Below are 16,935 nucleotides of genomic sequence, written 5' to 3'. Positions count from 1 at the left end.
TCATGAATTGGGCTTACGGCAGTCAAGAGGCATCCAGCCCTGTCCACGTCCAATCAGGCCTGCGCCGCTACGCGACTGGCCCCGCTTTTTTCAGGTTGTGCATGGCTGTTCTGCTCGACCGGCAGAATCAGTTGATCAGGTACCGCGCTGTGCCATTTTTTCGCGCACACGTAATACACAGCGGCGGGCAGCACCAGACCGATGATCCAGGAGATATCCACATCACCCAGCGCTGCCACCAGCGGACCGGTGTAGAACTTGGTGGAGATAAACGGCAGTTGCACCAGCACGCCGAACACATAGACGCTGATGCCGAGGATGTTCCAGCGCCCGTAGCGGCCGTTCGGATCGGCCAGTGCCGGCACGTCGTAGCGCTCGCGGGTGATGCAGTAGTAGTCCACCAGATTGATCGCGCTCCACGGGGTGAAAAAGGCGAGCAGGAACAGGATGAACGACTTGAATGCACCGAGGAACGAGTGCTGACCGAGCAGCGCAATCAGGGTCGCCGCACCGACAATCACCAGCACGAAAACCAGACGCTGCAGGCGCGTCACCGTCAGGTGCCCTTTGAAACCACTGATGATGGTCGCGATGCACATGAAGCTGCCGTAGGAGTTCAGCGTCGAGATGGTGACCTTGCCGAACGCGATGCTGAAGTACAGCAGCGCGGCAGTTGCACCGGCTCCGCCCAGACCGACGATGTAAGCCACCTCGTGACCGGCGAACTGGCCGTTGGAGGACGCTGCGGCGAACACGCCGAGGATCATCGCCACTTGTGCGCCAACCACAGAGCCGGCACCGGCGGCGAAGAAGGTTTTAACCGCCGAAGTGTTGCTCGGCAGGTAACGGGAATAGTCAGCCACGTAAGGGCCGAAAGCGATCTGCCAGGAAGCGGCAAGCGATACCGCGAGCAGGAAGCTGCTCCAGCTGAAGTGACGGATTTGCAGAAGTGCGCCAACGTCAACCTGACTGATCAGACGGCTGAACAGATAAACGAAGGCGATCACACCAATGACACTGGCGACCCGGCCAATCCAGTGGATGACCCGATAACCGAGCACCGTGACCAGCACGATGACACTGGCGAAAATCAGAATGCCGACGGTGTCGCTGACGCCAAACAACTGGCCCAGCGCCTGGCCGGACAGTACGGTTCCGGTCGCGGTGAAGCCCAGGTACATCAGGCACACCAGCACGATCGGGATGGCCGCGCCATAAACCCCGAACTGCACACGGCTGGAGATCATTTGCGGCAAGCCAAGTTTCGGCCCTTGCGCCGCATGCAGCGCCATGACGCCGCCGCCGAGCAATTGACCGATCAACAGACCGATCAGCGACCAGAACACATCACCGCCCAGCACCACGGCCAGGGCCCCGGTTACAATCGCAGTGATTTGCAGGTTGGCACCCATCCACAGGGTGAACTGACTGAACAGACGACCGTGTCTTTCCGCTTCCGGGATGTAGTCGATCGAACGCCTTTCGATCAACGGTTTGTTGCTTGCACGATCGGTGTTGCCAGCCATGATTCAACCTCTGTGGATTGTTCCGGGTTTTGTTCTTGTTTTGGCTTTTGTAGGAGTAAGCCTTCTCGCGATTGCGGTGTGTCAGTCAGTGGATTTGCTGAATTTGCTGACCTCATCGCGAGCAGGCTCGCTCCTACAGGGGAAAGCATTATTTGCCGGTAATCATCGGCAGGTTCAGGCTCTGTTCCTTGGCGCAGTCGATGGCGATCTGGTAACCGGCATCGGCGTGACGCATGACGCCGGTGGCCGGGTCGTTGTGCAGCACGCGCGCAATGCGCTCGGCCGCTTCGTCAGTGCCGTCGCAGACAATCACCATGCCCGAGTGCTGCGAGAAGCCCATGCCGACGCCGCCGCCGTGGTGCAGGGAAACCCAGGTCGCGCCGCTCGCGGTATTGAGCAGGGCGTTGAGCAGTGGCCAGTCGGAGACAGCGTCGGAACCGTCCTGCATCGATTCGGTTTCGCGGTTCGGGCTTGCGACCGAACCGGAGTCGAGGTGGTCGCGACCGATCACGATGGGCGCCGACAGCTCGCCGCTACGGACCATTTCGTTGAACGCCAGACCGAGCTTGGCGCGCAGGCCCAGGCCAACCCAGCAGATACGAGCCGGCAGACCCTGGAAGCTGATGCGCTCGCGGGCCATGTCCAGCCAGTTGTGCAGGTGGGCATCGTCCGGGATCAGTTCTTTGACCTTGGCATCGGTCTTGTAGATGTCTTGCGGATCACCCGACAGCGCCGCCCAGCGGAACGGGCCGATGCCACGGCAGAACAGCGGACGGATATAGGCCGGTACGAAACCCGGGAAATCGAAGGCGTTTTCGACGCCTTCTTCCTGCGCCATCTGACGGATGTTGTTGCCGTAGTCGAAGGTCGGAATGCCTTGCTTCTGGAATTCCAGCATGGCTTTGACGTGCACCGCCATCGATTGCTTGGCGGCCTTGATCACAGCGGCCGGCTCGGTCTTGGCGCGGGCGCGGTATTCGTCCCAGGTCCAGCCGGCCGGAAGGTAACCGTTGAGCGGGTCGTGGGCACTGGTCTGGTCGGTGACCATGTCCGGGCGCACGCCGCGCTTGACCAGTTCCGGAAGGATTTCTGCCGCGTTACCCAGCAGCGCGATGGAGATCGCCTTGCCTTCTTTGGTGTATTTGTCGATGCGCGCCAAGGCGTCGTCGAGGTCTTTGGCCTGCTCGTCGACGTAACGGCTTTTCAGACGGAAGTCGATGCTGACTTGCTGGCATTCGATGTTCAGCGAGCAAGCGCCAGCCAGGGTCGCGGCCAGAGGCTGAGCGCCGCCCATGCCACCGAGACCGGCAGTCAGGACCCACTTGCCGGTGAGGTTGTCGTTGTAGTGCTGACGACCGGCCTCAACGAAGGTTTCGTAAGTGCCCTGGACGATGCCCTGGCTGCCGATGTAAATCCAGCTGCCGGCGGTCATCTGGCCGTACATGGCCAGGCCTTTGGCGTCGAGTTCGTTGAAGTGTTCCCAGCTCGCCCAGTGCGGCACCAGGTTGGAGTTGGCGATCAGTACGCGCGGGGCATTGCTGTGAGTCTTGAACACGCCGACCGGCTTGCCGGATTGCACCAGCAGGGTTTCATCGTCATTCAGGTTGGTCAGGCTCTCGACGATCTTGTCGTAGCATTCCCAGTTACGCGCGGCGCGACCGATACCACCGTAGACCACCAGCTCTTTAGGGTTTTCGGCGACTTCCGGGTCGAGGTTGTTCATCAGCATGCGCAGCGGCGCTTCAGTCAGCCAGCTCTTGGCGGTCAGCTTGTTGCCGCGGGCGGCACGGATCTCGACGTTGCGGTATTTAGTAGGCTTATTGTCAGTCACGAAAAAGACTCCTCAGCGATCAATTCAAACCAACCCTGGCAGTGGGCAAGCAGCCTGCGCGCTTCAATGCGCGACAAGCGAATCAGTGGACGCTGCGGACTTATACGCATACGTCTTTACTTGTACATACAAGCATATGCAATCAAGCGGCCAACTTGTTGAAGGGCTGTTCAAGAAAAATCGCGGATACGGCTGGAGACCGCCTGAAACAAGGGTTCTGGCGTGGATGAAATTTTTTGCGAGGGTATTGGGGGGAAGTGAACGGCTGTTACGGAAGCGTGGTTTTGCGCCACGCTGGGGCGTTCGGTAACAAGTTGGTGCGCTTGGGGGAACAACAGTGGGCTGGCTTTTGTGGCGAGGGGATTTATCCCCGTTGGGTCGCGAAGCGGCCCCATTCTCGAATAAAAAAAGCGGTCTGCTGCGCAGCCCAACGGGGATAAATCCCCTCGCCACAGGGTTTTGCCTAGTTTTGGAGGAGTTCGATTACGCAGCAAGCGGCATTGGTTGAGACCTCAACCAGCCCGACGTTACCGTTCAGTTGCAGGCAATCGTGTCGGCCCAGTTGCGAGACACTTTCGCCGGCCTTCACTTCCAGCAGTTCAGCAACACTGAACACCAACAACGTCCCCGCCGAACTGAAAAACCGTTGCTCACCGTCCAGCCACTGCAACCGCGCGCGGTAACGCTGCGGTGCATAGATCAGGTTGAAGTCGCGGATCGCGCCACCGAGCAACGTGCACGACACCTGGCTCTCGCCACTGAAAGCGAACGGGTCCAGCGGTAACAACGGACGGGTATCGTCGCCGTCGACACACAGGGTCATGCCGTCGCCCTGCAATACCGTGATGACTCGCTGGTAGCCAGCGAAGGTCGAGAACCCGCCCGATTCGGCGATGTCGGCAATCGACAGGCGCCAGCCAAATCCATCAAGACCGGCACCCGCGTCACGGGTGATTTCCTCGGTGCTGCCACCGCCGTTTTTCCACGGCATGCGTGGGTAGCCTTCGGCGCGTAAAACCTTCACTTCACTGCTCATTTATGCTCTCTATTTATGGAACCGACCTTCCAGACGATGACGAGAACCGGGGTGAATCAGACGCGCAGCGGTAACAGGCTGACGACCCGACCAGGTACGACGACGAATCAACAGGCAAGGCTCGCCCTTCTCGATTTGCAGCAACTTGCACTCGGACGGCTCGGCAAGAATCGCCTCGACCACATGCTCGCCTTCGGTCAGTGGCGCGACCTGATTCAAATACGCGTATGGGGTTTGCAGGGTGAAGTCCTGCTTGAGGTATTCCGGGGCGACCAGCGCATTGACGAAACGGTCTTCGATTTGCACCGGAATGTCGTTTTCGTAATGCACGATCAGCGAGTGGAAGACTTTCTGCCCTTCGCGCATGTCCAGCGCCAGGGCACGCTCGGAACCGGCGGCTTCTTCTTCAAGGGTGATGACCGTACAAGTATGGCGGTGACCGCGCGAGGCGATTTCGTCGGCAATGTTGTGCACTTCGAACAAGGCGGACTGGCTCTTCGGCTCGGCGACGAATGTACCGACGCCTTGCATGCGCACCAACAGACCGTCAGCGGTCATTTCGCGCAGCGCACGGTTGATGGTCATGCGGCTGAAACCGAGCTGATTGACCAGTTCGCTCTCCGACGGCACGCGGTAGTGCGGCGGCCAGTTACCGCTGTCGATCTGCTGGGTGATCATCTGTTTGACGCGGGCGTACAAGGGCGCCGGACTGTCGCCCATGTTCGCGGCCAACGGGGAAACTGGAGGCGGAGTCGGCACGGTTGATCCTTGTTCGTCGGTAGAGGTTGCTAGCTTGCCGGAGTTTACCGGGCAGGCAAACGTCTGTATATGTATATACAAATAACACACGATGGGGTGCTGAACCATGTCCGCTTTCTTTGCCGAACGCGCGCTGCTGCCTAACGGATGGGCCAACAATGTACGTCTTGAGGTCAGCGCCGATGGCCTGCTGACCCAAATCCAGGCCGATTCCACCGCAGATGGCGCCGAACGGCTGAGCGGGCCCGTGTTGCCGGGGATGCCCAATCTGCACTCCCACGCCTTCCAGCGCGCCATGGCCGGACTGGCCGAAGTAGCCGGCAACCCGAACGACAGTTTCTGGACCTGGCGGGACTTGATGTATCGGCTCGTCGGAAAAATCAGTCCGGATCAACTTGGCGTCATCGCCCGTCAGCTGTACATCGAAATGCTCAAGGCCGGTTACACCTCGGTGGCCGAGTTCCATTACGTGCACCACGACAGCAACGGCCAGCCGTACGCCGACCCGGCCGAACTGGCGTTGCGCATCAGTCAGGCGGCCAGTGAAAGCGGCATCGGTCTGACCCTGCTGCCGGTGCTCTACAGCCACAGCGGTTTCGGTGGCCAGGCGCCCAACGACGGCCAGCGCCGCTTCATCAACAGCACTGAAAACTACCTGAATCTGCAATCGCGCTTGCAGCCATTACTGGCGCAGCAAAAAGCACAATCATTGGGTCTGTGCTTCCACTCATTGCGCGCGGTCACTCCGCAGCAGATCAGCGAAGTATTGGCCGCCAGCGACAAGCAATGCCCGGTGCACATCCACATTGCCGAACAGCAGAAGGAAGTCGATGACTGCCTGAGCTGGAGCGGCCGCCGCCCTCTGCAATGGCTCTACGAGAACACCGAAGTCGATCAGCGCTGGTGCCTGGTTCACGCGACCCACGCCAACCCGGAAGAAGTCACGCTGATGGCCAAGAGTCGCGCCATCGCCGGCCTGTGCCTGACCACCGAAGCGAATCTGGGCGACGGGATTTTTCCGGCCGTGGATTTCCTCGCTCAGGGCGGACGCATGGGCATCGGTTCCGACAGTCATGTGTCGCTCAGCGTGGTCGAGGAATTGCGTTGGCTGGAATATGGCCAGCGTCTGCGCGATCAACGGCGCAACCGTTTGTACGGCGCGGATCAACCGATGGTTGGCCGCACGCTGTACGACGCAGCGCTGGACGGTGGCGCTCAGGCGTTGGGCCAGCCGATTGGCGCACTGGAGGTTGGCAAGCGTGCCGACTGGATTGTGCTCGATGGCAACGATCCGTATCTGGCCACGGCCAGTGGTGACGGGATTTTGAATCGGTGGTTGTTTGCCGGCGGGGATCGGCAGGTGCGCGATGTGCTGGTCAACGGTCAGTGGGTCGTCCGAGACGGGCGACATGCCGGGGAAGAGGACAGCAATCGCGCGTTCACCCAAGTCCTGCGCGACCTTTTGGGCTGACACATAACCAAATGTAGGAGTGAGCCTGCTCGCTATAGCGGTGTATCAGACATAAATATGTGACTGACACATCGCTATCGCGAGCAGGCTCACTCCTACATTGGTTTTGCAGTGTTCTTAGTTCGAAGTCTTGGCCATCTGCCGATCCGACGCTCGCCAGATCAGTCGCGTGGTGTCGTACCCCTGTTGCCGCGCCTTGCTCAGCAGCTCTTCGCGCACCACACCATTGACGGTCGGCGTACGCGACAGCAGCCACAAGTACTTGCGACTCGGGTCGCCGACGATGGCGGTCTTGTAGTCGTCGCTGACGTACAACACCCAGTATTCGCCCTTCGCCACACCCGGAATCAACCGCGAGAACCAGGTATCGAACTCGACCCATAACTTGTCGGTCTTGCCCGGCACCTGTGGATAAGCCGTGCCTTTGACCTCTTCCCACTGCCAGTCCGTGGTCATGCAGCGATTGAACACCGCAACATTGCCATCGGGCTTGAGGGTGTAGCGGGCTTCGGATTGCGCGCAATTGCGCTGGAAGTACATAGGCAGACGCGCCAGCTCATACCAGGTGCCTTGGTAGCGTTTGAGATTGACGCTGTTGACGGTCTTCGGCGCCAACGGATCTACGCCGGAACTGGCGCAGCCGGCCAGTACCAGGCCGGCAAAAAGGATTAGCAATAACCGCTTCATTTTTCTTCTCCGTGGGCGCGAGGCCCCGGTTTACTTCAGGCCTTGGCCGGAAAACATCAGCACTTTGTCACCGGCGTACTGCACGCTGATAAAGCTGTTCTTGTCGCCCCAGGTGCAACTGGACATGCCGAGCGCGCCCGAGCAATCGGTCGGTTTACCGAGCAACGTTTCCACTTCGGCCTTGGCCATGCCGGCAGACAGTTTCGAGTAGTTTTCCTGATTGACCTTGCTGCATGCGGCCAACAGCACGCAAAACGACAGCAGGGCGAGGGATCGCAGCGACATGGTGTAACTCCTGGAACGAGGGGGGATGGCATGGTGCCAACCAGAAGCTTAGAAGAGAAAACCCTCATCTGGTTCCCTCGACAAAGGCCTAATTTTCCCGCCACTCGTCCGGCATTTGTCGGTAAATCAGACACTTTGTAGGGCTATTGCGCATTTCGTCGCATTTCGCAAAAGACGCCTAATCTTTGGCGCGCCGCGGTCGAAATAAGAGCAGCGCAAAGCCCTCGAGTGTGGCAAATTGCCGCCCTTTCTTGACCAGCCCCTTCGCGGTAGTTCATTCGATGACCAGAAACATGAAATTCAGCCACAAGATCTTGCTGGCTGCCGCCCTCGTGGTGGCCGTTGCGTTCGCCTGTTTCATTTTGTTCAACGACTATCGACAGCGCGAAGCCCTGAGCACCAGCACCGATGCGTCGATGCAGGAACTGGGCAGTCTGACCACCAGCAACATCCAGACCTGGCTGGAAAGCCGCATTCAATTGCTGCAATCGCTGTCCCAGCAAGTCGCTGCCGACGGCAACGCAACAGCCAGCCTGAAACGCATCATCGACCTGCCCGCCTACACCGGCAATTTCCAGCTGAGCTACTTTGGCGGCGCTGACGGCGTAATGTTCTCCGTGCCCGCCGGCAACCGCGCGCCGGACTACGACCCGCGCGCCCGTGGCTGGTACAAGGCGGCGAACAGCGCGCAGCAGACCATCGTCACCGAACCGTACATCGCCGCCTCGTCGGGCAAACTGGTGATCACCGTCGCCACCCCGGTCCAGCGCCAGGGCCAGATGATTGGTGTGGCCGGTGCCGACATCGACCTGACCAGTGTCAGCGCGATCATCAACTCGCTGAACTTCGGCGGCCACGGCCACGCATTCATCGTCAGCGCCGATGGCAAGATTCTGATTCACCCGGACAGCAAACTGGTGCTCAAGACTCTGGCCGAGGCCTACCCGAACGGCGCGCCGAAAGTCAGTCCGGGTCTGAAAGAAGTCGAGTTCGACGGCAAGACTCAACTGGTCTCCTTCACCCGCGTCAACGGCGTGCCGTCGGCCGACTGGTACGTCGCGCTGGTGCTGGACAAAGACACCGCGTTCTCGATGCTCAGCGAATTCCGCACCTCGGCGCTGATCGCCATGGTCATTGCCGTGGTAATCATCATCGCCCTGCTCGGCATGCTGATACGTGTGTTGCTGCAGCCGCTGCTGACCATGGGCCGCGCCATGCACGACATCGCCGAAGGTGAAGGCGATCTGACCAAGCGCCTGGTGATTCACGGCAATGACGAATTCGGCGCACTGGGCACCTCGTTCAACCGCTTCGTCGAGCGTATTCACACGTCGATCCGCGAAGTGTCCTCGGCCACCGGGCAAGTCAACGAAGTGGTCCTGCGTGTGGTCGCGGCCTCGAACTCGTCGATGTACAACTCCGATCAGCAAGCGACACGCACCAACAGCGTCGCGGCGGCAATCAACCAGCTCGGCGCCGCCGCCCAGGAAATCGCCCAGAACGCCGCCCTCGCCTCGCAGCATTCCAGCGATGCACGCAGCCTGGCGGTCGATGGCCAGCAGGTTGTGGATAAAACCATCCACGCGATGCAACAGCTGTCGGCGAAGATCAGCGATTCGTGCGGCAACATCGAAACCCTGAACAGCAACACGGTGAACATCGGCCAGATTCTGGAGGTGATCACCAGCATCTCGCAGCAGACCAACCTGCTGGCCCTGAACGCCGCGATCGAAGCCGCGCGCGCCGGTGAGGCTGGCCGTGGATTCGCCGTGGTCGCCGACGAAGTCCGCAACCTCGCGCACCGCACCCAGGATTCGGCGCAGCAAGTGCAGAAGATGATCGAAGAGCTGCAAGTCGGCGCGCGTCAGGCGGTAAGCATCATGACCGAGAGCCAGCGCGAGAGCGAAAGCAGCGTCGGCATCGCCAATCAGGCTGGCGAACGTCTGGGCAGCGTGACCCAGCGCATCGGCGAAATCGACGGGATGAACCAGTCGGTGGCAACTGCAACCGAAGAGCAGACCGCTGTGGTCGAGTCGATCAACGTCGACATCAACGAGATCAACACGCTGAACCAGGAAGGTGTGGAAAACTTACAGGCGACGTTGCGGGCTTGCTCGGATCTGGAGCAGCAGGCGGCGCGTCTCAAGCAATTGGTCGGTAGTTTTCGCATTTAAAGATCAAGGGCTTTACCCCCTCACCCCAGCCCTCTCCCCCAAGGGGGCGAGGGGGAAAGGGAGCCGATCGGGGGATGTTCCAGAACTGAGTGCGACTCGATATTTCAGGTCGGCGTACCTCGCCCAATCACCTCGGTCAGTCCCCTCTACCTCCGGGAGAGGGCTAGGGTGAGGGAAAGTTCTTAAAACCGTGAACCCGGTTCGGAAAGAAACACCAACTCCTCAGCCGTAGACTCCCTTCCCAACACCGCATTGCGATGCGGAAACCGGCCAAACCTGGCGATCACCTTCTGATGCCGCTCGGCATAATCCAGATTGTCCGCAAACACCGCCCGCTGCGCTTCCGGCTGTTCAGCCACCAAGTCGATGAATCGCGAAACCGCTTCGTTCTGCACCGCGAGGTTTTCGCAGTGTTCGAATACCAGATAAATGAATACCCGCTGAATCGGTTTCAACTGCCGGTCGAAATCCGCAGCAATGCCTTGCGCAACAAGCTTCTGCGCACGCAGATCGCCGGAGAAAGCTTTGGGGGTATCGCGAAAGATCATTCGCGGCAGTTGATCAAGCAGCAACACCACCGCCAGCCAACCTTCGGGACGTTGCGTCCACTCGGTCAATTCGCCGGCCATGGCCTGATCGACAAAGACCCCGAAACGCTCACGCGCTTCGAGGTCTTGACTGTCTCGCTTACCGAACCACAACTTGCCCTTGTCCGCCGATATCTCGTCCGCTGATTCGGCGTGTCCGAACCACCAATCGAGCAACGGCTGCCAGGGCGCGGTCATGATTTATTCCTTGTGGTAAGCCGTGGCGCGAGCGACTTCTTCTTTCGAACCAAGGAACACTGCAACACGCTGGTGCAGGCCTTCCGGCTGAATGTCGAGGATGCGCTGGTGACCGTCGGTGGACGCGCCGCCCGCCTGCTCTACGAGGAACGACATCGGATTGGCTTCGTACATCAGACGCAGTTTGCCTGGCTTGGACGGCTCGCGGCTGTCACGCGGGTACATGAACAGACCGCCACGGGTCAGGATGCGGTGAACGTCGGCAACCATCGCCGCAACCCAGCGCATGTTGTAGTTCTTCTTCAGCGGGCCTTCTTCGCCGGCCAGCAGTTCGCTGACGTAGCGTTGTACCGGGGCTTCCCAGTGGCGCTGATTGGACATGTTGATCGCAAATTCCTGGGTGGTTTCAGGAATGGTGATGTCTTCGTGGGTCAGCACGAAGCTGCCCATTTCGCGGTCCAGGGTGAAGCCTTTGACGCCGTCGCCCAGGGTCAGCACCAGCATGGTCTGCGGGCCGTAGATCGCGTAACCGGCAGCCACTTGCTGAGTGCCTGGCTGCAGGAAAGCTTTTTCGTTCAGCGGTTCGTTCTGACTCAGGTATTCGTTCGGGCAACGCAGTACCGAGAAGATGGTGCCGACCGGCGCGTTGATGTCGATGTTCGACGAACCGTCCAGCGGGTCGAATACCAGCAGGTAGGCACCCTTCGGGTATTTGCCCGGGATCTGGTAGGCGTTGTCCATTTCTTCGGACGCCATGCCGGCCAGGTGACCGCCCCACTCGTTGGCTTCGAGCAGGATTTCGTTCGACAGCACGTCGAGTTTCTTCTGCACTTCGCCTTGCACGTTTTCAGTGCCCATGCTGCCCAGAACACCACCCAGGGCGCCTTTGGACACGGCGTGGCTGATCTCCTTGCAGGCACGCGCCACCACTTCGATCAGGAAGCGCAGATCGGCAGGAGTGTTGTTGCTGCGGGTCTGCTCAATCAAATAGCGACTCAAGGTAACGCGGGACATGGACGGCTCCGGTGGAATGGGGGGGCTAAAAACCCGCGCAGTTTACAGGGAGTCTGAAAACGTAGCGAGCGAAGACGCCCGGTAACGTGCGTTGGGGTGTATTTGCCTGCATGAGACGTGATTGTCGGTGGAGAGTTCAGGTAGCGGATTTAGCGTAGACCGGTTCGGGACGGGTGGTGGTTGAGTGAAGGGGCCGTTTGAGGATTTTTGTTGGCTGGGAGACCGCTATCGCGAGCAGGCTCACTCCTACAGGGATCGCATTGCATCTGGAGAAATGCAATCAACTGTAGGAGTGAGTCTGCTCGCGATCGGGTGCACAGCACCCGCCTTTTCAGGATTTGGCAGGAGGTTTACGCAGCAGGCTGAACGCCATCGCCCCGAGAAACACCACACTCAGTAGCAACACGGCCCATAGGCCGATTTTCTTCCAGTGGGTCTCGGCCACCGCCGCCGTCGGCGCGGTCGATGTCTGCGTGACAACCACTTCACCCTGCACCGACGCCTTACCCAGCGTTGTCAGTTTTTCCGGTTTGAAATCCGGGATCAGCGTCGACAACGGCAGGTTCGCCGTTTTCACCGTCGGATTACCGAGCGTCAGGCTGTACGGCCCTTCGCCGCGAGCGAGGAAAATCACCTGAGTCGCCCGCACCGCGTATTTAAGACTCGGTGCCTGCTCACCCAATCCGCCGCCACGCTCATCAACCGCCAGTTTCAGTTGCTGCACGGTTTGCCCATAAAGCTGCAGTTCGTTTTGCACCACGTCCTGACCATTCTGGGTCAGGCGATAGAGCAAGCCGCTGCTCAGTGTCTGCCACGGCAGGCTGCTCTCGCGCCGCCCCGCCAACGTCACTGGCGCCAGACTGTTCGGTTGTTTCAACTCAACCTGCACCCGCTCGACGCTCAGCCCCATCGGCAGTTGCCAGGTGTATTCGCCCGCCTTGACGCTGCTACCGGCCAGTTCTTCTGACCAGACTAGAGGCAGCGGCACGTTTCGCGGATCACTGCTTTTCAGTTGCGCCGAGGTCAGGGTCGGCGCCGAATTCGGCGATTCCCACAGCAGCCGCAAATAGCGCGCAGATTGCCCCGGCAACGTCACTTCGTGCTGCTCGATGCGCTCATCGGAAAAGGTCAGCCGCGCCACCTGCCCCTCGCCCCACGGCTGCCAGTGCTGCAAGTCGTCGCTGGCCTCGATGCTGAAACGCTGGAAGCCATCGCGCTCGCTGGTCCAGTCGAGGATCAACTGCTGCAACGGCGCCTTGATTGCACTGGCATCGAGCAGCCAGCCACGCAGCACTTCTTCGCCGGCTTCCAACTGACTGGACGGTTGCACTTCAACCAGCGTACCGGTGGTGGTGGATTGCACACGTACGTTCGGCGCGCGCTCAGTGGCGTCAGCGGCGTTGTACAGAGGGAACCATTTGACCTCGTTCAACCGACCGTCATCGCGGGTCTGCGCGGACTCGCGGGCCAAGGCGTAGGCTTGCGCTTCGCCGGCGGCGTTAAATACGCGCAGGTCACTGAGATCGGTCTGACGCGCCTGCAATTGCACGTTCAGCGGCAGTTCGAGGCGATACCACGGGCCGTTGCCGCTGACGGACAGCGGCACTTGCGTAGCGAAGTCCGCCGGTTTCTCCTGAGCGCCGGCGGTCATCACCACGCCCAACGCCAACCACCCCAGCTTTCGCATACGACTCACGATGAAACTCCTTCGGTTTGCGGGGCAGGTTTGTCCGCCGCCGGTTCGGCTTCGACGCGTTTGGGCGGCAGCGGCGCAAAATAGCCGACCACCAGCAACAACACGCCAACGCCGATAAACGAGACGATTCGGGCCAGACCGCCACGGTTGCTCAGCTCGACAAAAATCAGTTTGGCCACCACCAGCGCAATCAATGCCGCGCCGATCAGCCAGACCTCACGGCGATGACGCAAATGCCCGCCGATCATCAGACCCAGCGCCATCAGCGTCCAGACGATGGATAATCCGGCCTGCACCAGCATCGATTCCAGCAACAGATCCAGCTCGAACGGAATGCCCGCCCAATGATGCGCAGCGCGGGTGACCAGTGCCGTGCAGAAGGCGAACAGCGAAACCCCGGCGATCAGTTGCGTGGCGTAATCGGCGTAGTCCTGGCGAATCGACAGTTGCGACACGGCACTGCGCGACCAGACGTAAACGCCGAACAAGGCGAACAGCAGACCGAGTTCCAGCGGGTTGAGCAGCGGCACGTACGGCAGCGGTTCGGCGTTGCCATCGCTGACGCCGTTGGCCAGCCAGAACCAGCCGAGCATCAGCACCGCCAGCGGTGCAGCGGCGTACAAACGGTATTCACGAGAAAACGCTGCCACCGGCCATGGCCAGTTACGCGGTGCAGCCGCCATCAGCAGATAGAGGCTCGGCAGAATCGCCCAGCCCAGCCAGCGCCAGGCGTTGTATTGCTCGGACAACAGCAGCAAGCCGTAGCGCAACTCCAATGCCAGCACGCCGATCAACAGCCAGCAGCCGAGCACATGCGCCGTGCGCAAAGCGCGGGCCGGGAGCATCGGCTCGAGACGTCGCAGGCTGAAGAAATGCACCGCAAACACCGCTGCCCACGCCAGCCAGCCGAAGTCTGCCGCCGGGTGATAACGCGAATGCCACGCCGCCAATAACACCAGTCCCGCTGCCGGAATCAGCACGGTGCAGAGCAGGCCCAGCGCCGGCCATTTCAGACGCAGAGACAACAACGACCAGAGTGCGACACTCAGTGCCGCGACCAACAACAAAAGCGTGCCCTGTAGATTCAACGGCGCAAAACGCAGCACTTCGCTGACCCACGCCAACGCCCACCAACCGGCGCCCCATACCAGCAAGACTTCGGACAGTCGCTGCAAGCTCAGCACATCGAACGCCGAAGCGTGATTACCCAGTTGCAGACGCCACGCGCCAATCATCGCCGCCAGCCCCAGCACCAGCGGCGTCCAGAAGCCACCATGGGCAAACGGCTTCAGCCCTTCGCTGGACAGCGGCCCGAGCAACTCGGGACCGGCCAGCAGAAACGCCGCGCCACCGATCAACTGCAACAGCAGACCGAAAACAAAACTCACGCGTTGCTTGAGGTAAAGACTGAGCCAGATGATCAACAGGCCACTGGCCGCCCACACCGCGCTCGCGGTCTGCCACGGCAGCACAAACAACACCGCCAGATTGATCAGCACCAACCCCGCCAGCAGCACCACCGACAAACCGCGCAACAAACGCACATCGCCGCGCACCATCTCGTCGCGCGCTGCCAGCAACATGCCGGCGATCAGTGCCAGACCGATCAACGACGCACTAAGCAAGCCGCTCCAACCGGCGCTGAACACCGCCGCCGAATCCTCGTCCGCGCCTTGCAGACGCAACAGGAATAACGCGCCGCCGAGCAATTGCACGGTAAACGCGGTGAACAGCAACGTACGCGACTGCAGGCGCAGCCCGGCAAACAACGTCGCCAGCCCTGCCAGCGCCCAACTGATCGCCGTGCCCTGAACGAAGAAGAACAGCGGCGCCAGCAGATAAAGAAAAGTCAGCCCCAGACACGCCAACACCGGCATGCCCTGACGCTCCCACGGCGACGCCTGCTCCGACGAAGCCTTGCGCAATTGATAAAAGCTGAACAGCAACGCCAGACCGAGCATCAACGCGCCGAGCGGCGCAGCGTCGAGCAAACTGCTTTCGCCGACGTGCAGCTGACTGAGGAACGCCAGCGCCGAACCGAGTTGCAGCAGCAAGGCAAAGGCCCGGGCAAACGGGCGATGCTGACGCAAACCGAGCCAGAAAATTCCCGCGCCTTCCACCGCCCACGCCGCCGACGTCCAGCGCGCATCGAGCCCCAGCGGGATCGCCAGACTGGCGAAAATCACGCCCAGTGCCAGGCAGGTTTCACCCAGCAGGATCGCGCGCCCGCCCATCAGCACTTTGGCCAGTGCCATGTAAATCATGCCCAGCGCAAGGGCGCTGAACGCTGCGGCGAACTCCAGATGCTGGACCAAAGCAAACTGCAAACCGAAACCGATGATCGGTGGGCCAAACAGCATCGTCCCATCGACGTAATCGCCTTTGCGCGCCGACCAGTGCAGCAGCGCCTCACGGTCGCCCTCCGCCGGGGCGTCAGGCAGGTCGAGCAACTTGCGCCGGGCGAACAGCAGACCAATGGCGAGGTACATCAGAAAGAACAGAATCAGAAACGGCTCGGTGCTCCACAACAGCTCCGGCGTGTACGAACGCAGGCCCCAGGCGAACCCGATGCCGAAGGTGCCGACGAAGCCGATCAGGTTGAGCAACCGCCACGCCTTGAACCACGCAATCGCAAGAATGCCGGCGTTGAGCAACGCGAAATAACTGAACAGCGCTATGTGGTTGCCAGCGCCAGTGGAGGTCAGGATCGGCGCAGCGAAACCGCCGAGTGCGGCCACCGCCGCCAGCGCCAGCGAGTCTTCGGTGATCGCCAGAATCGCCGAGAACACCGTCACCGCGACCAGCAAGCCAAGGGCCGCCGAAGGATCGAGCAACGGGTGCAAACGCATCGCCGCAAACACCGTCAGGTACAGCACCGCGATCCCGGTGCCTTGCAGCATCAACGCGTAATTGTTGTTGCGATGCCGCAGCCACCAGCCCAGCGCCAGCAGGCCCAGCGCTGCCGCCGCGACGCCGGCGTATCGCAACTCGATCGGCACGACCATGCCTTCGGTGGCATAGCGCAACAGGAATGCCAGACCGAAGAACAGCAACACCACGCCGACACGCAGCACGGTGTTGCCGCCGAACAACCAGTTGCGTGCGGCGCTGATGCCACGCTCGATGAGGTTGGGGCCACGGGGTTCGGCAGGTTGTCGGGGTTCCGGTTCAGTGGTAACGGCGTCCAGACGCCAGACATCGTCCGGCAGCGGTTGGCCGGTCTGCCGGGCGACGGCGGCTATCGGGTCGAGTTCGGGCGGCAGTTCCCAGACCAGCTCAGGGGCTGGTACCTGTGCCTCTTCGGCAACTTTGACGGGTTCGACGACTGGCTCGGCGGCCGCTGTCGCGCTCGGGAGTGGTGCTGTATGGAGCAGCGCGCCTTCCAGCAAAAACAGACGCTGCTCGACAGCCTGCAAGGCGACTTTCGCCTGTTCAAGTTGACGCTGCTGTTCAGCAGCCTGCGAGCCCAACCGAGCAATACGCAGTGTCTGCCCGATCGCCAAGCCCAGCAACGCGCCCAACAGCGCCGAGCTGAACGACTCATCGAGCAGCCAGCCAAGCACCAGCCCGATCAACATGAACATCCATTGCATGGTCGATATCCCTGAGCAGCCCCGAAACGGGGCGGAACCAGGGCTCAGTATATCGGCCCGGCCCAACAAACGTTGGGC

The 16,935-nt window shown here is 60.7% G+C and carries 12 protein-coding genes and 1 pseudogene; 3 read left to right on the top strand and 10 right to left on the bottom strand.

Features of this window, described 5'->3' with window-relative positions; all coding sequences use genetic code 11:
- Nucleotides 1-53: 53 nt before the first annotated feature.
- The 4 genes from F2P67_RS05975 to hutC form a co-directional block, all read right to left on the bottom strand.
- Entirely contained in the window at nucleotides 54-1,526 is a 1,473-nt protein-coding gene (locus tag F2P67_RS05975; RefSeq protein WP_166218515.1) for a purine-cytosine permease family protein, read from the bottom strand.
- A gap of 148 nt (nucleotides 1,527-1,674) precedes the next feature.
- Nucleotides 1,675-3,357 (bottom strand): urocanate hydratase, encoded by a 1,683-nt coding sequence (gene hutU, locus F2P67_RS05970; RefSeq protein WP_166218513.1) that lies wholly within the window; start codon nucleotides 3,355-3,357, stop codon nucleotides 1,675-1,677.
- 463 nt (nucleotides 3,358-3,820) lie between these two features.
- Nucleotides 3,821-4,393, bottom strand: coding sequence for a HutD/Ves family protein (locus F2P67_RS05965; protein WP_166218511.1), 573 nt, complete (start codon nucleotides 4,391-4,393; stop codon nucleotides 3,821-3,823).
- Between the two features lie 9 nt (nucleotides 4,394-4,402).
- A complete protein-coding gene (gene hutC / locus F2P67_RS05960) occupies nucleotides 4,403-5,113 on the bottom strand; it encodes a histidine utilization transcriptional repressor HutC (RefSeq protein WP_166218791.1) in 711 nt (236 codons plus the stop codon).
- Between the two features lie 145 nt (nucleotides 5,114-5,258).
- On the opposite strand from hutC, the gene F2P67_RS05955 reads away from it, so the two are divergent.
- On the top strand, nucleotides 5,259-6,623 hold the full coding sequence (locus F2P67_RS05955) for a formimidoylglutamate deiminase (RefSeq protein WP_166218509.1): 1,365 nt from the start codon (nucleotides 5,259-5,261) through the stop codon (nucleotides 6,621-6,623).
- A 117-nt stretch (nucleotides 6,624-6,740) separates the two neighbouring features.
- On the opposite strand, the gene F2P67_RS05950 is transcribed toward F2P67_RS05955, so the two are convergent.
- Both F2P67_RS05950 and F2P67_RS05945 read right to left on the bottom strand, forming a co-directional pair.
- Entirely contained in the window at nucleotides 6,741-7,310 is a 570-nt protein-coding gene (locus F2P67_RS05950) for a lipocalin family protein (protein WP_166218507.1), read from the bottom strand.
- Nucleotides 7,311-7,340: 30 nt separating this feature from the next.
- A complete protein-coding gene (locus F2P67_RS05945) occupies nucleotides 7,341-7,595 on the bottom strand; it encodes a lipoprotein (RefSeq protein WP_034152995.1) in 255 nt (84 codons plus the stop codon).
- Nucleotides 7,596-7,876: 281 nt separating this feature from the next.
- Here F2P67_RS05945 and F2P67_RS28020 point away from each other — a divergent pair.
- Nucleotides 7,877-8,911: pseudogene (locus F2P67_RS28020) on the top strand (HAMP domain-containing protein); the annotation flags it as partial.
- A gap of 93 nt (nucleotides 8,912-9,004) precedes the next feature.
- Nucleotides 9,005-9,769 (top strand): methyl-accepting chemotaxis protein, encoded by a 765-nt coding sequence (locus tag F2P67_RS28015; protein ID WP_371917810.1) that lies wholly within the window; start codon nucleotides 9,005-9,007, stop codon nucleotides 9,767-9,769.
- A gap of 182 nt (nucleotides 9,770-9,951) precedes the next feature.
- Here F2P67_RS28015 and F2P67_RS05935 read toward each other — a convergent pair whose 3' ends face one another.
- The 4 genes from F2P67_RS05935 to F2P67_RS05920 form a co-directional block, all read right to left on the bottom strand.
- On the bottom strand, nucleotides 9,952-10,554 hold the full coding sequence (locus tag F2P67_RS05935; RefSeq protein ID WP_166218503.1) for a DUF924 family protein: 603 nt from the start codon (nucleotides 10,552-10,554) through the stop codon (nucleotides 9,952-9,954).
- Between the two features lie 3 nt (nucleotides 10,555-10,557).
- On the bottom strand, nucleotides 10,558-11,568 hold the full coding sequence (locus F2P67_RS05930; protein WP_007961744.1) for a class 1 fructose-bisphosphatase: 1,011 nt from the start codon (nucleotides 11,566-11,568) through the stop codon (nucleotides 10,558-10,560).
- A 331-nt stretch (nucleotides 11,569-11,899) separates the two neighbouring features.
- Nucleotides 11,900-13,264: a DUF3999 family protein gene (locus tag F2P67_RS05925; protein ID WP_166218501.1), complete on the bottom strand. Its 1,365-nt coding sequence runs from the start codon at nucleotides 13,262-13,264 to the stop codon at nucleotides 11,900-11,902.
- Nucleotides 13,261-16,857, bottom strand: a complete 3,597-nt coding sequence (locus tag F2P67_RS05920) for a DUF2339 domain-containing protein (protein WP_166218499.1) — start codon at nucleotides 16,855-16,857, stop codon at nucleotides 13,261-13,263. Before F2P67_RS05920 ends, F2P67_RS05925 begins: the two co-directional genes overlap by 4 nt.
- Nucleotides 16,858-16,935 lie beyond the last annotated feature (78 nt).

The sequence above is a fragment of the Pseudomonas atagonensis genome, from assembly GCF_011369485.1.
Classification (GTDB): domain Bacteria; phylum Pseudomonadota; class Gammaproteobacteria; order Pseudomonadales; family Pseudomonadaceae; genus Aquipseudomonas; species Aquipseudomonas atagonensis.
This window is presented reverse-complemented; position numbering and strand designations above follow the sequence as displayed.